Consider the following 3,193-nt stretch of genomic DNA (forward strand, 5'->3'; position numbering starts at 1 on the left):
ACCCCACCCCGCACCGGCACCAACACACCCCGCTCACCCGAACCCAACACATCCACCCGAGCCACCGTGACGTCCGGATCGGAGGCCATCGCCTCGAGCACCCGGGTGACCCGGCCTGCTATCGCGTCGACGGTGGCCCTGTCGACCAGGTCGGGTCGGTAGTGAAACGTCATGCGCAGCTGCGTGTCCACCGAGAAGGCGACGCTCAGCGGATAATGTGTGGCGTCGACGCCGCGCACGTCGACCACCCGGATGCCGGCGAGGTCGGTGTTCTCGGTCAGGCCTCCCCGGTCGATCGGGTACGACTCGAAGACGGTTGCCGTGTCGAACCCGATGTCGGGGCCGGCTGCTCGCTGGATGTCGGCGAGACCGAGGTGGTGGTGGTCGAGGAGGGCCGCCTGTTCCGCCTGTGTCCGGTCGAGCAGTCGGCCCAGCGTTTCCCGGGGGTTCAGTGTGATGCGTGTGGGCACGGTGTTGACGAACAATCCGATCATCGATTCGACCCCGGTCAGGTGCGGCGACCGTCCGGACACGGTGCTTCCGAACGTCACGTCGTGGCGGGACGTCGCCGCGCCGAGCACGATGCCCCACGCCACCTGCGTCACCGTGTTCAGTGTCGTGTTGCGGGTACGCGCGAGGGTGGTGAGGCCGGCGGTCAAATCCCCGGACACGGTGAACAGGGCGCTCTCGGGAGGAGCCGACAACGGCCGCCCCCGTGCGTCCGGCAGCAGCAGTGTCGGACCGTCGACGCCGGCGAGCGCGGTCGCCCACGCCGCTCGTGATTCCGCGGGGTCCCGGCGGTGCAGCCACGACAGGAAGTCTCGGTAGGGCCGGGGTCGCGGCAACGCAGACCCATCGTCTCCGGCCACATAGAGCGCGAGCAGTTCGCGGATCGCCAGCGGCATCGACCATCCGTCGAGGAGGGTGTGGTGATTGGTCCACACGAGCCGCGATTCGTGGCTGCCGGTGGTCACGAGCAGGAACCGCACCAGTGGGGCCCGGGACGTGTCGAACGGTACGGCCCGATCGGCGGTGAGCACCCGGTCCAGTTCGGCGGTGCGCGCGGCCTCGGGCAGGTCCGTGAGGTCGATTTCGCGGAACGGCAGGTCGACGGCCGCGGGAACCACCTGGACGAAGGTTCCGTCTCGGGCGGGGACGAACGCCACCCGCAGATTCGCGTGCCGATCCAGCAATGCCTGTGCGGCGCGGCGCATCCGGGCCGGGTCGACGGCCCCCTGCAGGTGCAGTTCCACCTGCACCGTGTACGCGTCGATCGACGGTTTCGCGAGCAGGGCGTGGAACAGCAACCCGGCCTGCAGGGGTGCGGGCGGCCACACGTCGGTGAGCGCGCCGAAGCACTCCTCCCACGTGTCGAGGTCGCTCTGGGTCACGTCGACGAGGGGAACGTCCGACGGTGTGAGTCCGCCTGCGTCCCCATCCCGAGCGTGGGACACCAACGCGGACAACGCTTCCCGCCACCGCTTCGCCAGCCGGTCCACCTCGGCGTGCGCGAGCAGGGTGTCCGGGAAACCGAACCCGACCCGGAGTCGTCCGCCGATCACGATCGCGTTGATCTCGACGGCGGCAGACGCCGGCATGTCGGGGTCCGGGACGTACCGCAGGTCGCCGAACCCGTCGGCGGGACTCCAGCCGACCGCGGTGTCGTGATCGGCCGAATCCGGAACCTGGCCGAGATAGTTGAAGCTGATCTGCCCGGGTTCTGCTCTCGGCAGACTGCCGACCGTGCCCGGGTTCAGGTAGCGGAGCAGTCCGTAACCGATCCCCATGTCGGGCACTGCCCGGAGGTGTTCTTTCACGCGTTTCACGGCGCTGCCCATGTCGTGGCCGCCGGCCAGCGCGTCGTCGAGGTCGATGCCCTGGAGATCGACGCGGACAGGGAAGACCGTCGTGAACCAGCCGACGGTGCGGGACAGGTCGGCGCCCGGCACCACCTGCTGCTCCCGGCCGTGCCCTTCCAGCCGGATCAGCATCGACGTTCCCGGGATCCCCCGCTCGGCTCGCCACCTCGACGACGCCACCACCAGCGCCGTCAGCAGGACGTCGAGGACACCCCCGTGATACAGCTCCGGCAGGCGGGTGAGCAGAACGGACGTGTCGTCGGGGGAGGTCTCGACACTCACGTCTTGCAGCGCGGTCGCGAGGTCCCGGCCGGGGTCGAGGGGGCGTTCGGTGATCGGCGGGTCGGGTCCGTCGACGACGTTCTGCCACCACACCAGTTCGGCGGCTCGCTCGCTCCGGACAGCTTCGTCGGCCAGCGCGTGCGCCCACCGGCGCATCGACGTCGCCGGTTCCGGGAGGGACGGCACGCTCCCGGTGCTGACCTGGTACCAGGCGGCGGCGAAGTCGGGCAGCAGAATCCGCCACGACACCCCGTCGACCGCGAGGTGGTGCGCGACCACGATCATCCGTCCCGTCCGGGCCGGGGCCGCGGCGGCGGGCTCCGGGTCGAGCCACACGAACTGGACGACCACTCCGTCGGACGGGCGCAATCTCTCCACGGCCGCTTGGTGTTCGGTCGCGATCAGCTCTGCCAGCATGCCGGGATCGGTCGCCGGGTCGCAGGCGATACGCCGGACCAGTGTGTCGGTGTCGATCTCGGTCGCGGCACGAGTCTCCATCTGCCACTGCCCGTTCGCGTCCTGGTAGAGCCGCGACCGCAGCATGTCGTGTCGTGCGAGCACCGCCGTGATCGTCGCGAGGAGCCGGTCCGGGTCGATGCCCTCCGGGAGGTCGAGCAGCACACTCTGGCTGAACCGCTCGAAGTGCCCGCCGCGCTCGATCAGGTACCGGATCACCGGCGTCGGCGGGAACGTGCCGATTCCGCCGCCCGCGAGTTCGGCGAGGGCAACTGTGGTCTCACCGTCCGCGATCTCCGATTCCGCCGCGAGCGCTGCCACGGTCCGGTGCTCGAACACCTGCTGCGGCGTGAACACCAATCCGCGTGCCTTGGCGCGGGATACGAGCCGGATCGACAGGATGCTGTCGCCGCCCAGCGCGAAGAACGACTCGTCCAACCCGACCTGGTCGAGCCCCAGCACCTCGGCGAACACCGACGCCAGCGTGTGCTCCGCCGCTGTCCGGGGCGCGCGGTGTGGCCCACGCGCAACGACGGGAGCTGGGAGTGCGGCACGATCCAACTTCCCACTCGCCGTCACCGGCAACTCCCCCAACA

The 3,193-nt window shown here is 70.0% G+C and carries 1 protein-coding gene; it reads right to left on the minus strand.

All coding sequences use genetic code 11. The annotated features are described in order from the left end of the window. A partial coding sequence (locus QM693_RS37435) for a condensation domain-containing protein (RefSeq protein WP_283354826.1) occupies positions 1–3,176 on the minus strand: 3,176 nt, incomplete at its 3' end. Positions 3,177–3,193 lie beyond the last annotated feature (17 nt).

This window comes from Rhodococcus sp. IEGM 1305, from assembly GCF_030058635.1.
GTDB classification, from domain to species: domain Bacteria; phylum Actinomycetota; class Actinomycetes; order Mycobacteriales; family Mycobacteriaceae; genus Rhodococcus_F; species Rhodococcus_F opacus_D.